This is a genomic window from Streptomyces torulosus (assembly GCF_001419765.1).
GTDB classification, from domain to species: domain Bacteria; phylum Actinomycetota; class Actinomycetes; order Streptomycetales; family Streptomycetaceae; genus Streptomyces; species Streptomyces torulosus.
Genome location: NZ_LIRK01000370.1, coordinates 1 through 15333, shown reverse-complemented (window position 1 = coordinate 15333; position 15333 = coordinate 1). Strand labels below are relative to the sequence as shown.

Here is a 15333-nt window from a genome sequence, read left to right as displayed (position 1 = left end):
GGTCCAGCCGTGGACGTCGGCGCGGATGAGGGCGCCGATCCACTCCTGGTACGGATTGTCGTACGTGGCCGTCAGCGGGGGCTTCAGACCATTGGCCAGATTGCGGTAGGCCGCCCGCTCCGCCGTGAACGTCTGGAGATACGGCAACCGCAGCAGCCACAGGTCGCCGACCTGCTCGGTGGTGAAGTCGAATCCGTGCGTCTCCAGCAGGTGCAGCCCGAGGATCGCGTAGTCGACGTCGTCGTCGCGGCAGCTGCCGTGGACGCGGCCGCGCACGCACTCCCGCCACTCGGGACGCAGCGCGAGCCGGTCGCTGTCGTCGGTCGGCTCCGGCAGGTAGTCGGTGAGGGGCAGCGCGTCGGCGCGGCGCAGATAGCGGTCGATGCGCTCCCGCGTCCAGTGGTCGCCCTGCTCGACCGGCTTGCCGAGCATGTTGCCCGCGATCCGGCCCAGCCAGCCTCCGAGTACGCGGTCGGCGAGTTCGCTGCCCACAGGGGTCATGGCTGAAGGTCTACCCAATTCCGCGGATCTGCGCTCGGTGAACGGGCGGGTACGCGGCGTGTCGCGCTCGATGGGCGGGGCGGGGCATGACGGAGGCGCCCCGGTGAGGTTAGGGTCACAGCGGCGCGACTGCCTTGACATGCGCAAGGCCCGATGAGCGAGGGGAACGCAAGGTGGCGAACGCCGTAGTGGACGGGACCGACACCGGCACGGCAATCCCGCGGGTGCTGATCGCCGCGGACAAGTTCAAGGGCACGCTCACCGCCGTCCAGGTCGCCGAGCGGGTGACGGCGGGCCTGCGCCGGGTCCTGCCGGACCTGGAGGTCGAGGCGCTGCCGGTGGCCGACGGGGGAGACGGCACGGTGGCCGCCGCGGTCGCCGCCGGATTCACCCGCCACGAGGTACGGGTGACCGGCCCGCTGGGCGAGCCCGTGACCGCCGCGTACGCGCTGCGCGGCGACACCGCCGTGGTCGAGATGGCCGAGGCGAGCGGGTTGCAGCTGCTGCCCGCAGGGGTCTTCGCACCGCTCACCGCCTCCACGTACGGCTCCGGAGAGCTGTTGCGCGCCGCGCTCGACGCCGGCGCCCGCACGATCGTGTTCGGGGTGGGCGGCAGCGCCACCACGGACGGCGGCGCGGGCATGCTCGCCGCCCTGGGGGCACGCTTCCTGGACGCGGCGGGCGAGCCCGTCGGGCCGGGCGGCGGCGGACTGCGCGACCTGGTGACGGCGGACCTGTCGGACCTGGACCCCAGGTTCGCCTCCCTCGACCTCGTCCTGGCGAGCGACGTCGACAACCCGCTGACGGGCCCCAAGGGGGCGCCCGCGGTGTACGGCCCGCAGAAGGGCGCGAGCCCCGAGGACGTGGCGGTCCTCGACGCGGCGCTCGCACACTTCGCGGCCGTCCTGGAGAAGCAGCTCGGCGGCCGGGCCGCCGAGCACGCGCTCGCGCCCGGCGCGGGCGCCGCGGGCGGCATCGGCTACGGCGCCCTCGTCCTCGGCGCCCGCTTCCGCCCCGGCATCGAGGTGATGCTCGACGTCCTGGGCTTCGCCGAGGCGCTGGACAAGGCCACGCTGGTGATCACCGGCGAGGGCTCCCTGGACGAGCAGACGCTGCACGGCAAGGCGCCCGCGGGGGTCGCCGCGGCCGCGCGGGCGGCGGGCAAGGAGGTCGTGGCGGTCTGCGGTCGCCTGGCCCTGCCCCCGGAGGCGCTGGGTCGCGCCGGCATCCGTCGGGCGTACCCGCTGACGGAGGCCGAGCCGGACATGGCCCGCTGCCTCGCCGACCCGGGCCCGATCCTGGAGCGGGTGGCCGAGGGGATCGCCCGGGACTTCCTGACCTGACCTGATCCGCCAGGGGGCGGTGCGGGCGCTGCGCCGGGCTTGCGCAGCCCCCTAGGGCAGCTCGATCAGGTTGCCGTCGAATTCGCGGAAGTAGCTGCCCCTGCCGAGGCCCTCCACCTTGCCGTTCTGGAACCAGCGCTTCGAGAAGTGGTGGACGGTCTTCGCGGTGGTCTCCCAGACCATGGAGTGGCCCGACCCCTCGAAGCAGAACATCAGCTTCCGGGTGCCCCCGATGGCCGTGTAGAGGTCCGGGACGGAGAAGAACAGGTCGTCCGACATCGGTGTGCGCGTGACGGCCGTGCGGTCCTCCTCGCCGTAGATGATGAGCACGGGGACCCTCTCGCCGAGGATGTGCGCGCCGTCCTTCTTGAGCGGAGCGGTCTTGTTGTTCCATCCCCACCAGTAGGTGTTCCGGTACCTCAGGACGCCCTCGCGATTGCCGTTCACCTGCGGGCCCCACTTGCTGGCGACGGGGTCGTCCTCCATGCAGGCGGCCCACACGAGTTCGCCGATGCCGTCCTCCCACAGGCCCTCGGGGCCGGTCAGGGTCTGCTTGAAGCCGCTCTTGCTCGTGACGAGCATCGGGTAGCCGAACTGCAGGACAGGCTTCCCGACCGGCAGCGTGGTGGCCTCCGGCGGCCGGCCGAACGGGTTGGCCTCCTGCTGGGACCACCGGCCCCGCGGCGGGAACATCGGAGCGAGCAGCAACAGACTCTCGACCTGCTCGGGGTGCTGGAGGGTGTAGGGCCCCATGATGAACGAGGCAGCGGACCAGCCGACGAAGCGGATCTTCTTGTTCCCGCCCACCTCGGACTGGATGAACTGGACCACCGCCCCGAACTCCGCCCAGTCGCTCAGCGAATTGCCCAGTTCGGTCTTGTACTGGGGTGGGCAGGGCGCGGGGATGGTGTGGTCGACGAGGACCGACTGCTGCTGGGCCGGGTTCGTGTTGCACGGGTCGTCCATCTGACTCGGGCGGGTCGACCTGCCGGAGCCCTGGAGATCCATGATGAAGACGTCGTAGCCGGCCTGCGCCAGCTCCTTCGCCCAGCTGTACCGGTCGGGGTCGCCGCCGGGCACCTGTACGAGGTCGCAGCCCGCCAGCGCCGGCACGCTTCTGCCGTGCAGCATCAGCACCGGCTGGCGGTCGTGGCCATGGGTGCCGTCGTACTCCCGTACGGGCAGCACGATCTCCATGCCCTTGGTCGCCGGCATGATCGAGCTGAGCTTGACCTTGTGCTCTCTCAGTTCGTACGAGGTCATGTCCGTCTCCTGGAGGTGGCAAAAGGTTCAACTGGCCTGAAACCCCCTCCTTTCCACCCTCCTCTCCCTCCTCGCGCGCGGCAACTGGGCCCGTACGTGAGGTAGTTGACCCCTCAAGGGCAAGGCGCCGACACCATTGAACGCGAAACAGGTGTGGCCCGAGCCGGGAAGGCTCGGGCCACACCTGTCGGTGACGGAGGGGGTCAGGGCAGCTGTGCCGCCCGCGCCTCACGCCGGTTGTCGCGGAAGGTGTTCACCCGGCGGGCCGTGGCGAACAGGGGGATGACCGCGCCCATGACGAGCTGCAGGGCGCAGCCGGCCTGGAGGAGGAACTGCCCGCCGGGGGCCGCGAAGGCCCACGCCGCCAGAAGCCCCATGGACAGGACGATCCAGGAGAGCATCGCGACCGCGAGGACACCCCGCGGCTTCGGGTACTCGACCCGGCTCACCATCAGCCACGCCGTGCCGAGGATCGCCAGGAGCGTCGCCTCGAAGGGCAGCTCCAGGAGCACGATCGACACCACGGTCAGCGCGCCGAACGGCGACGGCATGCCCTGGAAGGTGCCGTCCTTCACGGTCACGCAGGAGAATCTGGCGAGCCTCAGCACCACCGCCAGCAGCACGACGATCGCGCCCACCGCGGCCACCCGCTGGTGCGCGTCGTTCGCGACCATGCCGTAGACGAGGACGAAGTACGCCGGCGCCAGACCGAAGCTGATCAGGTCGGAGAGGTTGTCCAGCTCCGCGCCCATCGGCGAGGAGCGGAGCTTGCGCGCCACCAGCCCGTCGAACAGGTCGAAGATCGCCGCGCAGAGCATCAGGATGACCGCCGTGGCCGCGCTGTGGCGGGCCATGCCCGTCTCCTGGCTGCCCGTGATGTGCGGGATCAGGATGCCCGTGGTGGTGAAGTACACCGCCATGAAGCCGCACGTGGCGTTGCCCAGGGTGAGCGTGTCCGCTATCGACAGGCGCAGCGACAGCGGCATCTCCTCCGCGTCGTCCTCCGCCTCGTCGACGTCCGGCATCCAGTCGGTCGCCGGGCCGGTCTTCCCGGCCTGTGTATCAGGATCAATCACGGTCAATGCGAGTCACTCCAGCCACGGTCTTCTGACCCACCTCGACGTCGACCTCCACGCCCTCGGGCAGGTAGATGTCGACCCGCGAACCGAAGCGGATCAGCCCGATCCGGTCACCCTGCTCGACCTTGGTGCCCTCGGGAACGTACGGAACGATGCGGCGAGCCACGGCGCCGGCGATCTGGATCATCTCGATGTCACCGAGTTCGGTGTCGAAGTGCCAGACGACGCGCTCGTTGTTCTCGCTCTCCTTGTTGAACGCCGGGACGAACCCGCCCGGGATGTGCTCGACGGACGTCACCGTGCCGGAGAGCGGCGCGCGGTTCACGTGGACGTTGAGCGGGCTCATGAAGATCGCGACGCGGGTCCGGCCGTCCTTCCACGGCATGATGCTCTGCACCACTCCGTCGGCGGGCGAGATGACCCGGCCCTGGGCGATCTCACGCTCGGGGTCGCGGAAGAACCACAGCATGCCCGCCGCCAGCGCGGTGGCGGGTACGGCCACGGCCCGCGCGGCGCCGGAGCGGCGCGAGCGGGCGAGGCTGAGTGCTGCGGTGGCGACGGTCGGGAGAAGCCACGGCGATGCTCCGCGCGCGAGCCGTACGCCAGCGAGGCTGTCGCGAGGTGCAGAGGTTTGGCTGTGGGGCATGGATGACCTTCGTAGCGGATGATGCCGCGCGGTGACAGGGGACGGCGGCTTTCCCGGGATCGTACCGGTCGCGGGCCGCAACTGGGCAAGCCAGGAAGCCGAGTCGACGGCCGAACACTGCTGACGGGGTGTGATCTTCTTCTCGAAGAAAACACCCCGAACCAGACATTCGACCCTGGACTAACCCTGGAATCGATACTCCTCGAGTAGCCGGCGACCGATGATCATTTTCTGGATTTCGGCGGTACCTTCACCGATGAGCAGCATCGGGGCCTCGCGGTAGAGGCGCTCGATCTCGTACTCCTTGGAGAAGCCGTAGCCGCCGTGGATCCGGAAAGCGTCCTCGACGACTTCTTTGCAGTATTCGGAGGCGAGGTACTTCGCCATCCCTGCTTCGAGGTCGTTTCGTTCGCCCGAGTCCTTTTTGCGTGCTGCGTTCACCATCATGGCATGAGCGGCCTCGACCTTGGTAGCCATCTCGGCCAGCTTGAACTGGATCGCCTGGTGCTGGGCGATCTGCTTGCCGAAGGTGTGGCGCTGCTGGGCGTACCGCACACCCAGCTCGAATGCACGCTGCGCGACACCGCAGCCACGCGCGGCCACATTCACGCGGCCCACCTCGACACCGTCCATCATTTGGTAAAACCCTCGCCCGGTGACGCCGCCGAGTACACGATTGGCCGGAATGCGCAGTCCGTCCATGATGAGTTCGGTCGTGTCGACGCCCTTGTACCCCATCTTGTCGATCTTCCCGGGAATGGTCAGGCCGGGCCGGACCTCTCCGAAGCCGGGCTCCTTCTCCACCAGGAAGGTCGTCATCGACTTGTGGGGCGCCGTGCCCTCGGGGTGTCCTTCGTCACTTCGGACGAGAACGGCGACAAGGGTTGACGTCCCGCCGTTCGTCAGCCACATCTTCTGACCGTTCAGGACGTACTCGTCGCCGTCCTTGACCGCCTTCGATGTGATCGCCGACACATCCGAGCCGAGCCCCGGCTCCGACATCGAGAAGGCGCCGCGGACGTCGCCGGCCGCCATACGCGGCAGGAAGTACTCCTTCTGCTCCTCGGTGCCGTGCTGCTTGAGCATGTACGCCACGATGAAGTGCGTGTTGATGATCCCGGACACGGACATCCAGCCGCGGGCGATCTCCTCCACGCACAGCGCGTAGGTGAGGAGGGACTCGCCCAGACCGCCGTACTCCTCGGGGATCATCAGACCGAACAGACCCAGTTCCTTGAGCCCGTCGACGATCGCTTGCGGGTACTCGTCGCGGTGCTCCAGCTCGGTCGCGACCGGGAGGATCTCCTTGTCCACGAAGTCGCGGACGGTGGAGAGGATCTCCTGCTGGATGTCGGTCAGACCGGCGGTCTGGGCGAGTCGCGCCATGGCTACTTCTCCTGCTGCTCGAGTTCGGGGCGGCCGGGCTGCTCGCCGCCGCGCTCCTTGATGTACGTCTCGGTGGGCACCATCACCTTGCGGCGGAAGACGCACACGAGGGTGCCGTCCTGCTTGTAGCCCTTGGTCTCGACATGGACGATGCCGCGGTCGTTCTTCGACTTCGACGGCCACTTGTCCAGCACGGTCGTCTCGCCGTAGATCGTGTCGCCGTGGAAGGTCGGCGCCACGTGCCGCAGCGACTCGATCTCCAGGTTCGCGATCGCCTTGCCGGAGACGTCCGGGACGGACATGCCGAGCAGCAGCGAGTAGATGTAGTTGCCGACGACGACGTTCTTGCCGAAGTCCGTCGTGCTCTCGGCGTAGTTCGCGTCCATGTGGAGCGGGTGGTGGTTCATGGTGAGGAGACAGAAGAGGTGGTCGTCGTACTCCGTAACCGTCTTCCCGGGCCAGTGCTTGTAGACGGCCCCGACCTCGAACTCCTCGTAGGTGCGTCCGAACTGCATCGCGCTCAGGCCTCCGGGATCTCGAACTTGCTGGTGCGCTGCATGCCGGCGGCACGGCCCTTGCCGGAGATGACCAGCGCCATCTTGCGGCTGGCCTCGTCGATCATCTCGTCGCCGAGCATCGCGGAGCCCTTCTTGCCGCCCGCCTCGGACGTGTAGTAGTCGTACGCGTCCAGGATCAGCTCGGCGTGGTCGTAGTCCTCCTGCGAGGGCGAGAAGATCTCGTTGGACGCCTCGACCTGGCCCGGGTGCAGCACCCACTTGCCGTCGAATCCGAGGGCGGCGGCGCGCTGGGCGACCTCGCGGTAGCCGTCGATGTTGCGGATCTGGAGGTAGGGGCCGTCGATCGCCTGGAGGTTGTTGGCGCGGGCCGCCATCAGGATCTTCATCAGGATGTAGTGGTAGGCGTCCGCCGGGTAGCCGGGCGGCTGCTCGCCCACGACCAGCGACTTCATGTTGATCGACGCCATGAAGTCGGCCGGGCCGAAGATGATCGTCTCGACACGCGGGGAGGCCTGCGCGATCTCGTTGACGTTGTTGAGGCCCTGCGCGTTCTCGATCTGCGCCTCGATGCCGATCTTGCCGACCTCGAAGCCCATCGTCTTCTCGATCTGCGTCAGCAGCAGGTCCAGCGCGACGACCTGCTGGGCCGTCTGCACCTTCGGCAGCATGATGCAGTCGAGGTTCTGGCCGGCCCCCTCGACCACGGTGACGACATCGCGGTACGTCCACTCCGTCGTCCAGTCGTTGACGCGCACCACCCGCGTCTTGCCGGTCCAGTCGCCCTCGTTGAGGAACTTGACGATGGTGTGCCGCGCCTCGGGCTTGGCGAGCGGGGCGCAGGCGTCCTCCAGGTCGAGGAAGACCTGGTCGGCGGGGAGGCCCTGGGCCTTCTCCAGGAAGCGGGGGTTGCTTCCCGGCACCGCGAGGCAGGAGCGCCGCGGGCGAAGGCGGTTCACCTGGGGAACAGGGCTGGTCATGCGGGGACCTCCAGGGGGTCGAGCTTGTTGGCCTTGCGGATCTCGTCGACGATACGGCCGATGATCCCGGTGATGTCGAAGTCCTTCGGGGTGAACACGGCGGCCACTCCGGCGGCCCTGAGCTGCGCGGCGTCGGCGTTCGGGATGATCCCGCCGGCGATCACCGGGATGTCGGTGGCACCGGCGTCCCGCAGCCGCTCCAGGACGTCCGGGACGAGCTGCGCGTGCGAGCCGGAGAGGATGGACAGCCCCACCGCGTGCACGTCCTCGGCGAGGGCCGCGTCCACGATCTGCTCGGGGGTGAGCCGGATGCCCTGGTAGACCACCTCGAACCCGGCGTCACGGGCCCGCACGGCTATCTGCTCGGCCCCGTTGGAGTGCCCGTCCAGGCCCGGCTTGCCGACCAGGAAGCGGAGCTTGCCGACACCGAGGTCCCGCGCGGTCAGCTCGACCTTGCGCCGCACCCCGGACAGGGCCGAGCCCTCCTCGGCCGCCACCGCCACCGGGGCGGAGGAGACACCGGTCGGCGCCCGGAACTCCCCGAACACCTCACGCAGGGCCCCGGCCCACTCGCCGGTCGTGACCCCGGCGCGGGCGCACTCCAGGGTGGCCTCCATGAGGTTGTCGGTGCCCTTCGCGGCCTCCTTCAGCCGCTCCAGCGCCTTGCACGGGCGCGGGTGGTTGAAGGGCGGCTGGTAGCGCGTGTCCCGCCAGTGCTGGAGGGAGGCGATGACACGGGCCTCGACGGCCGGGTCGACCGTCTGGATCGCGGTGTCCAGGTCGGCCGTGAGGGGGTTCGGCTCGGTCGTCTCGAAGATGTTGACGCCGACGATCTTCTCCTGGCCGGACTCGATCCGCGCCCGCCGCTCGGCGTGCGAGGCGACGAGCTGCGACTTCAGATAGCCCGACTCGACGGCGGCCATCGCGCCGCCCATCTCCTGGATCCGCTCGATCTCGGTGAGCGACTCCTCCACCAGCGCGGCGACCTTCGCCTCGATGACGTGGGAGCCCTCGAAGATGTCCGCGTACTCCAGCAGGTCGCTCTCGTGGGCGAGGACCTGCTGGATGCGCAGCGACCACTGCTGGTCCCACGGCCGGGGCAGCCCCAGCGCCTCGTTCCAGGCGGGCAGCTGCACGGCACGCGCGCGTGCGTCCTTGGAGAGGGTCACGGCCAGCATCTCCAGCACGATCCGCTGGACGTTGTTCTCCGGTTGCGCCTCGGTCAGCCCGAGGGAGTTGACCTGGACGCCGTACCGGAAGCGGCGCTGCTTGGGGTTCTCGATGCCGTACCGCTCGCGCGTGATCCGGTCCCAGATCCGCCCGAACGCCCGCATCTTGCACATCTCCTCGATGAAGCGGACGCCCGCGTTCACGAAGAAGGAGATACGGGCCACGACGTCCCCGAACTTCTCCTCGGGAACCTGCCCCGAGTCGCGCACGGCGTCGAGAACCGCGATCGCGGTGGACATCGCGTACGCGATCTCCTGGACCGGCGTGGCGCCCGCCTCCTGCAGGTGGTAGCTGCAGATGTTGATCGGGTTCCACTTCGGGATGTGGGAGACCGTGTACGCGATCATGTCCGTCGTCAGCCGGAGTGAGGGCCCCGGCGGGAAGACATGGGTTCCCCGCGACAGGTATTCCTTGACGATGTCGTTCTGGGTCGTGCCCTGGAGCTGGGTGATGTCCGCACCCTGTTCCTCGGCGACGACCTGGTAGAGCGCCAGCAGCCACATGGCGGTGGCGTTGATGGTCATCGAGGTGTTCATCTGCTCCAGGGGGATGTCCTGGAACAGCCGGCGCATGTCACCGAGGTGCGCGACCGGCACGCCCACCCGGCCGACCTCGCCGCGGGCGAGGATGTGGTCGGAGTCGTACCCGGTCTGCGTCGGCAGGTCGAACGCCACCGACAGACCGGTCTGGCCCTTGGCGAGGTTGCGCCGGTACAGCTCGTTGGACGCCTCTGCCGTGGAGTGGCCGGCGTACGTGCGCATGAGCCACGGCCGGTCCTTCTGGCGCTCAGTCATCTGTGCTCCCGGGTGTCTCAGATGTTGCGGAAGCGGTTGATGGCGTCGATGTGCTGGTCGCGCTTGGCCTGGTCGCGCACGCCCAGACCCTCCTCGGGGGCGAGGCAGAGCACGCCGACCTTGCCCTGGTGGAGGTTGCGGTGCACGTCGTAGGCGGCCTGGCCGGTGTCCTCCAGGGAGTACACCTTCGACAGGGTCGGGTGGATCTTGCCCTTCGCGATGAGCCGGTTGGCCTCCCAGGCCTCGCGGTAGTTGGCGAAGTGCGAGCCGATGATCCGCTTCAGCGACATCCACAGGTAGCGGTTGTCGTACTCGTGCATGTAGCCCGAGGTCGACGCGCAGGTGGTGATGGTGCCGCCCTTGCGGGTGACGTAGACGGAGGCGCCGAAGGTCTCGCGGCCGGGGTGCTCGAAGACGATGTCGATGTCCTCGCCGCCGGTGAGCTCGCGGATGCGCTTGCCGAAGCGCTTCCACTCCTTGGGGTCCTGGGTGGACTCGTCCTTCCAGAACTTGTAGCCCTCGGCGTTGCGGTCGATGATCGCCTCGGCGCCCATGGACCGGCAGATCTCCGCCTTCTGCGGCGAGGAGACGACACAGATCGGGTTGGCGCCGCCCGCGAGCGCGAACTGCGTGGCGTAGGAGCCGAGTCCGCCGCTCGCGCCCCAGATCAGGACGTTGTCGCCCTGCTTCATGGCGGCGCCGTTGCGGGAGACGAGCTGGCGGTAGGCGGTGGAGTTGACCAGACCCGGGGCGGCGGCCTCCTCCCAGCTGAGGTGGTCCGGCTTCGGCATCAGCTGGTTGGACTTGACCAGCGCGATCTCGGCGAGACCACCGAAGTTGGTCTCGAAGCCCCAGATGCGCTGCTCGGGGTCGAGCATGGTGTCGTTGTGGCCGTCGCTGGACTCCAGCTCGACGGACAGGCAGTGCGCGACGACCTCGTCACCGGGCTTCCAGGCGTTGACGCCGGGGCCGGTGCGCAGGACGACGCCCGCGAGGTCGGAGCCGATGATGTGGTACGGCAGGTCGTGGCGCTTGGTCAGCTCGCTGAGCCGGCCGTAGCGCTCCAGGAAGCCGAACGTCGACAGCGGTTCGAAGATCGACGTCCACACCGAGTTGTAGTTGACCGACGAGGCCATGACGGCCACCAGGGCCTCGCCCGGGCCGAGCTCGGGCAGGGGGACCTCGTCGAGGTGGATCGACTTGCGGGGGTCCTTGTCGCGGGTCTCGAGGCCCGCGAACATCTCCGTCTCGTCCTTGTGCACGGTGATCGCACGGTACGACTCGGGGAGCGGCAGAGCGGCGAAGTCGGCGGACGTGGACTCCGGCGACTGGATCGCGTCCAGGATTTCCTTCACGGTGGTGCCTCCGGCGACGAGCGTCCGAGGGAAGACGCTGTTGAGGGTTACGTCGGGGTGCTGCTGATCTGTCTGGGTGGTGCCGTCGGTTCGGCGGAGGGGTGGTGCTCTCGGCGGCGCTTTGTGGCGCGGAAGGGTGCCTGTGACGCAGGCGTCCGGGCGCGCAGGCACGTGGCTTGCGGGGACAGTCGGCGTACGGGAGTTCTCTGTTCGCCGGCCGCCCGGACACTCTCAACGTATGGCACGCCGTGTCACCCCGCAAGGCACCGAGTGCCAGAAAGTTCGCTCAGGTGAAATCTTTACGTAACACTTGAGCGATGATCGATCAGGCGAGGGTTAAAAAGGGGCTCTGACATGCCAAAACGGCCACCCGGAGGGGTGGCCGTCATCACAGTTACCGATGAGTAAAGAGGGGTTCCGAGAGGCCCCGCGGGAGGCGTCAGCGGTCGCGGAGGGCCTCTTCGATCGTGCGCATGACCTCGTCCAGCGGGGCGTCCGTGCGGGCCACGGTCACGAGGACCTCGCCGTGGGTGGAGGCCGTCGCGGTGGCCGGTTCCGGGGGCATGGAGCGGCCGGCGCCGATGCCGGTGCCGAAGGTCTTGCGGACGATGGCGAACGCGTGGTCGAGCTGGGTCTCCACGTCGCCCTGGCCGCCGGAGCGGAGCCAGCGGCGCAGGACGTGGTTGTGGGCGGTGACGACCGCCGACGCGGCCACCTCGGCGAGCAGCGGGTCGTCGTTGCCGTCGTCGACATGGGCGTGCTCGTCGAAGTGGCCCAGCAGGTAGCGGGTGAAGAGGCGCTCGTAGCGGGCCACGGAGGCGATCTCCGCCTCGCGCAGGGTGGGGACCTCGCGGGTCAGCTTGTAGCGGGCGACCGAGATCTCCGGCCGCGCCGCGTACATCTTCATGACTTCCTTGATGCCCCGGCACACCGTGTCGAGCGGGTGCTCGTGCGCCGGTGCCGCGTTGAGCACGGCCTCGGCGCGGATCAGGGTGTCGTCGTGGTCCGGGAAGATCGCCTCTTCCTTGGAGCGGAAGTGGCGGAAGAAGGTGCGGCGGGCGACACCGGCCGCCGCCGCGATCTCGTCGACGGTGGTCGCCTCGTACCCCTTGGTCGAGAACAGCTCCATGGCCGCGGCCGCCAGTTCCCGGCGCATCTTGAGCCGTTGGGCGGCGGCACGACTGCCCGCGGCACTCTCCGGCGCGTCGGGCGTAGCTGGTGTACGTGAGGACTTGGCGGGCTGGGACATGCCCCGAACGTACTGCATCCGCGCAGGAGAGTGCGCAGGTCCACCGATCCCCCCGCCCCGCGCGGGCGGGGGAGTACGGGTGCCGGAGGGCACGGACCGGCCGCCCGGGGAGAGCAGTCCGCCCCAGTCCGTGCCCTCGTGGAACCAGTCGCCCGGCCGCTCAGCGCTTGGCATATTCGCGGAAGCCGCGGCCGGTCTTGCGGCCGAGGCAGCCCGCGGCCACCAGGTGCTCCAGCAGCGGCGCGGGGGCGAGCCCCGGGTCGCGGAACTCGCGGTGCAGGACCTTCTCGATGGCCAGCGAGACGTCCAGCCCCACCACGTCCAGCAGTTCGAACGGCCCCATCGGGTAACCGCCGCCCAGCTTCATCGCCGCGTCGATGTCGTCCAGCGTCGCGTAGTGCTCCTGCACCATCTTGATCGCGTTGTTCAGGTACGGGAACAGCAGCGCGTTCACGATGAATCCGGCCCGGTCGCCGCAGTCCACCGGGTGCTTGCGGATGGCGCCGCACAGCTCGCGGACGGTGGCGTGGACGTCCTCGGCGGTCAGGACCGTGCGGACCACCTCGACCAGCTTCATCGCCGGCGCCGGGTTGAAGAAGTGCATCCCGATCACGTCCTGCGGGCGCGAGGTCGCGCGGGCGCAGGCCACGACGGGCAGCGAGGACGTGGTGGTGGCGAGGATCGCCCCCGGCTTGCAGACCTTGTCGAAGGTCGCGAACAGCTGCCGCTTGACCTCCAGGTCCTCCGCCACGGCCTCCAGCGCCAGGTCGACGTCCGCGAACGCGTCGTACGAGCCCGCCGGGGTGATCCGGTCCAGGGTCTCGGCGGCGGCCTCGACCGTCATCCGGCCCTTGTCGACCGACCGCGACAGCGACTTGCCGATACGGGCCTTGGCGGCCTGCGCCTTCTCCTCGGTGCGCGCGGCCAGGACGACCTCGTAGCCGGACTTGGCGAACACCTCGGCGATCCCGGACGCCATGGTCCCGGAGCCCGCCACGCCGACCGAGCGGACCGTGCGCCCGGGGACCGTGGCGACCCCCTCCAGCGGCGTCAGGGCGTCCCGCACGACGGTGGCGGAGCCGGGCGCCTCGTAGGTGTAGAAGCCGCGCCCCGACTTGCGGCCCGTCAGGCCCGCCTCGCTGAGCTGCTTCAGGATCGGCGCCGGCGCGTGCAGCCGGTCGTGCGAGGCCGCGTACATGGCCTCCAGGACCGTACGGGCGGTGTCGACGCCGATCAGGTCGAGCAGCGCCAGCGGGCCCATCGGCAGACCGCAGCCGAGCCGCATCGCCGCGTCGATGTCCTCGCGGGAGGCGTACTTGGCCTCGTACATCGCGGCGGCCTGGTTGAGGTAGCCGAACAGCAGCCCGTCGGCGACGAATCCGGGCCGGTCGCCGACCGCGACGGGCTCCTTGCCCAGGTCGAGCGCGAGGTTCGTGACGGCGCTGACGGCCTGCGGCGCGGTCAGCACCGAGGAGACCACCTCGACCAGCTTCATCGCGGGCGCCGGGTTGAAGAAGTGCAGCCCCAGCACCCGCTCGGGGTGCGCCGAGTCGGCGGCCAGCCGGGTGACCGAGAGGGCGTTGGTGCCGGTCGCGAGCACCGTCTCGGGACGCACGATCGCGTCCAGCTCCCGGAAGACCTGCTGCTTGATGTCGTACGACTCCGGGACGACCTCGATCACCAGGTCGGCGTCGGCGGCGGCCCGCAGGTCGGTGAAGGTGCGGAAGCGGGCGAGGGCGTCACCGCGTTCCCGCTCGGTGATCCGTCCGCGTGCCACGGCACGCTCCGTCGAGGACTCCAGCGCCGCGACGGCACGGGCGGCGGCCGCCTCGCTGATGTCGATGCCGATGACCTCGCGGCCGGCCCGGGTCAGCACCTCGGCGATGCCGGTGCCCATGGTGCCGAGGCCGATGACGGCGATCGTGGTGAGAGGGGACTGCGGGGACAGGGGCGAGTCGGAAAGGGGAGTGGCCATCGCGGGACTCCAGGGATGAGGGTGACGACTGAGGAAGCGCCCGGGTACGCCGACGAGGGCGCGACCAGCGCGTGGAGTGCGGGTGCTGCCGGGCTGCGAGCGCACACGCCCGGTGCCGCCGCCGTGGGCGTGCACACGCCCAGGGGGAACGGCTGAACCGACCGGCCCTGTCCCGAGGCCGAGTCGCACTGCGGTACTGCGCGTACCGAACCGACTGCGCTCACGACGGCCGCGTCACCAGACCGTCGAAGCGAATACGAGTGGGTCACTCGCTCGTCTGAGCTTAACCGGTGGGTAACGAGCGCGCCAGCCCCCGTCTTTGTGAGGTAGGTCCCTGAAGGCAAGCCCCGCCCGTAATCTCGACGGTATGGACGAAGCGTTGCGATCACTCACGGAGCGTGTGCGGAACGAGTCGGGCGGATCGGCCGGCTGCGAACGGCTCCTCGCCACCGAGGACACCGACGAGCTGGCCTCCGTGCTCACCGCGCCCGGACAGCCCTTGTGGGCCCGCGAGGTGGCCGCCTTCCGGCTCGGGGTGGCGGGGGACCGGCGGGCCTTCGAGGCGCTCGTCCTGCTCCTCAACCACCGTGACCCGCCCCGCTGCGCCTCGGCCGCCCACGCCCTGGCCCGGCTCGGCGACCCGCGCACCGCCCGCGCGGCCGCCGCCCTCGCCACCAACGAACTGCGCGTCGCCTACGCCCTGCACCCGGTCCGGCTGCTCGTCGAGCTCCGCGCGCCCGAGGCCGTGCCCGCGCTGATCACCACCCTCGAACGCCGGCTCACCCCGCACGACCCCTACCGCCGGGTGGCCCTCGCGTGCGTGGAGGGCCTCGGGGCGCTGGGCGACACCAGGGCCAGACGGGTCCTCAGCGAGGCGCTCGCCCACCCGGCGCTGGCGGAGGCCGCGGTGCACGCCCTGGCCAGGATCCCGAGACAGCGCTGACGCCCGGCGGAGGCGCCGCCCCCGGGTGCGTGCGGATCGGCGGGGTGGATCCTCGGGGGCGGCGCCTCCGCCGG

13 protein-coding genes are annotated in these 15333 nt (G+C 69.7%); 2 read left to right on the top strand and 11 right to left on the bottom strand.

What is annotated here, in order from left to right; all coding sequences use genetic code 11:
- Positions 1-501 (bottom strand): ADP-ribosylglycohydrolase family protein (locus AOK23_RS25145; protein ID WP_169800329.1); only part of this gene is annotated, 501 nt, incomplete at its 3' end.
- A gap of 173 nt (positions 502-674) precedes the next feature.
- Here AOK23_RS25145 and AOK23_RS25140 point away from each other — a divergent pair.
- Positions 675-1844 carry a glycerate kinase gene (locus AOK23_RS25140; RefSeq protein ID WP_055714918.1) on the top strand — a complete coding sequence of 390 codons (1170 nt, stop codon included), beginning with the start codon at positions 675-677 and terminating at the stop codon, positions 1842-1844.
- Between the two features lie 51 nt (positions 1845-1895).
- Here the strand turns inward: AOK23_RS25140 and AOK23_RS25135 are convergent, their stop codons facing one another.
- The 10 genes from AOK23_RS25135 to AOK23_RS25090 form a co-directional block, all read right to left on the bottom strand.
- Positions 1896-3107, bottom strand: a complete 1212-nt coding sequence (locus tag AOK23_RS25135; RefSeq protein WP_055714917.1) for an alpha/beta fold hydrolase — start codon at positions 3105-3107, stop codon at positions 1896-1898.
- Positions 3108-3310: 203 nt separating this feature from the next.
- Positions 3311-4132, bottom strand: coding sequence for a CDP-diacylglycerol--serine O-phosphatidyltransferase (gene pssA / locus AOK23_RS25130; RefSeq protein ID WP_055537692.1), 822 nt, complete (start codon positions 4130-4132; stop codon positions 3311-3313).
- Positions 4133-4175: 43 nt separating this feature from the next.
- The gene (locus tag AOK23_RS25125; protein WP_079049686.1) at positions 4176-4832 is read right to left on the bottom strand and encodes a phosphatidylserine decarboxylase; all 657 of its coding nucleotides are present in this window, start codon (positions 4830-4832) and stop codon (positions 4176-4178) included.
- A gap of 180 nt (positions 4833-5012) precedes the next feature.
- Positions 5013-6218 (bottom strand): acyl-CoA dehydrogenase family protein, encoded by a 1206-nt coding sequence (locus AOK23_RS25120; protein ID WP_055714916.1) that lies wholly within the window; start codon positions 6216-6218, stop codon positions 5013-5015.
- A 2-nt stretch (positions 6219-6220) separates the two neighbouring features.
- Entirely contained in the window at positions 6221-6733 is a 513-nt protein-coding gene (locus AOK23_RS25115; protein WP_055714915.1) for a MaoC family dehydratase, read from the bottom strand.
- Between the two features lie 5 nt (positions 6734-6738).
- Complete coding sequence (locus tag AOK23_RS25110; RefSeq protein ID WP_055714914.1) at positions 6739-7713, bottom strand: HpcH/HpaI aldolase/citrate lyase family protein; 975 nt, start codon at positions 7711-7713, stop codon at positions 6739-6741.
- Entirely contained in the window at positions 7710-9737 is a 2028-nt protein-coding gene (locus AOK23_RS25105) for a protein meaA (protein ID WP_055714913.1), read from the bottom strand. Before AOK23_RS25105 ends, AOK23_RS25110 begins: the two co-directional genes overlap by 4 nt.
- A gap of 17 nt (positions 9738-9754) precedes the next feature.
- Positions 9755-11092 carry a crotonyl-CoA carboxylase/reductase gene (ccrA, locus tag AOK23_RS25100; protein ID WP_055714912.1) on the bottom strand — a complete coding sequence of 446 codons (1338 nt, stop codon included), beginning with the start codon at positions 11090-11092 and terminating at the stop codon, positions 9755-9757.
- Between the two features lie 439 nt (positions 11093-11531).
- Positions 11532-12341 (bottom strand): TetR family transcriptional regulator, encoded by an 810-nt coding sequence (locus AOK23_RS25095; protein WP_206336286.1) that lies wholly within the window; start codon positions 12339-12341, stop codon positions 11532-11534.
- A gap of 160 nt (positions 12342-12501) precedes the next feature.
- Positions 12502-14316: a 3-hydroxyacyl-CoA dehydrogenase family protein gene (locus tag AOK23_RS25090; RefSeq protein WP_055714910.1), complete on the bottom strand. Its 1815-nt coding sequence runs from the start codon at positions 14314-14316 to the stop codon at positions 12502-12504.
- 367 nt (positions 14317-14683) lie between these two features.
- Here AOK23_RS25090 and AOK23_RS25085 point away from each other — a divergent pair, with 367 nt between their 5' ends.
- Positions 14684-15259 carry an adenylosuccinate lyase gene (locus AOK23_RS25085; protein ID WP_055714909.1) on the top strand — a complete coding sequence of 192 codons (576 nt, stop codon included), beginning with the start codon at positions 14684-14686 and terminating at the stop codon, positions 15257-15259.
- The last annotated feature ends 74 nt before the right edge of the window (positions 15260-15333 follow it).

Bases quoted from the DNA above. Each gene is read 5' to 3' on its own strand.
- AOK23_RS25105 (WP_055714913.1), bottom strand. From the start codon at position 9,737: ATGACTGAGCGCCAGAAGGACCGGCCGTGGCTCATGCGCACGTACGCC.
- AOK23_RS25125 (WP_079049686.1), bottom strand. From the start codon at position 4,832: ATGCCCCACAGCCAAACCTCTGCACCTCGCGACAGCCTCGCTGGCGTA.
- AOK23_RS25110 (WP_055714914.1), bottom strand. From the start codon at position 7,713: ATGACCAGCCCTGTTCCCCAGGTGAACCGCCTTCGCCCGCGGCGCTCC.
- AOK23_RS25115 (WP_055714915.1), bottom strand. From the start codon at position 6,733: ATGCAGTTCGGACGCACCTACGAGGAGTTCGAGGTCGGGGCCGTCTAC.
- AOK23_RS25095 (WP_206336286.1), bottom strand. From the start codon at position 12,341: ATGTCCCAGCCCGCCAAGTCCTCACGTACACCAGCTACGCCCGACGCG.
- AOK23_RS25085 (WP_055714909.1), top strand. From the start codon at position 14,684: ATGGACGAAGCGTTGCGATCACTCACGGAGCGTGTGCGGAACGAGTCG.
- pssA (WP_055537692.1), bottom strand. From the start codon at position 4,132: ATGCCGGACGTCGACGAGGCGGAGGACGACGCGGAGGAGATGCCGCTG.
- AOK23_RS25120 (WP_055714916.1), bottom strand. From the start codon at position 6,218: ATGGCGCGACTCGCCCAGACCGCCGGTCTGACCGACATCCAGCAGGAG.
- AOK23_RS25090 (WP_055714910.1), bottom strand. From the start codon at position 14,316: ATGGCCACTCCCCTTTCCGACTCGCCCCTGTCCCCGCAGTCCCCTCTC.
- AOK23_RS25135 (WP_055714917.1), bottom strand. From the start codon at position 3,107: ATGACCTCGTACGAACTGAGAGAGCACAAGGTCAAGCTCAGCTCGATC.